The sequence below is a fragment of the Bacillus sp. SIMBA_074 genome (assembly GCF_046534555.1).
Classification (GTDB): domain Bacteria; phylum Bacillota; class Bacilli; order Bacillales; family Bacillaceae_G; genus Bacillus_A; species Bacillus_A mycoides.
Map to the genome: position 1 here is coordinate 1 of NZ_JAWRYM010001283.1, position 233 is coordinate 233.

General features: G+C 39.1%; 1 protein-coding gene. It reads left to right on the forward strand.

Features of this window, described 5'->3' with window-relative positions; all coding sequences use genetic code 11:
- On the forward strand, positions 1-233 hold a 233-nt coding region (locus tag SB773_RS34840; protein WP_410595137.1), incomplete at both ends, for a hypothetical protein.

Below are 233 nucleotides of genomic sequence, written 5' to 3' on the forward strand. Positions count from 1 at the left end.
GCACAGGATTTACAGGTGCTTCGGCGACAATTGCAGTAAATTCAGTGCCTTCTACACCTTCAATAGGAACAGTTACGCAACCAACTTGTGTAACTCCAACAGGAAGTATTGTTTTAAACGGTTTGCTTTCGACAACAAGTTGGATAATTACCCAAAACGGAACGGTTTTTCAAACTTATACATCATCAGGAACCACTTATACGATTTCAAATTTAAGTCCGGGAAGTTACAAT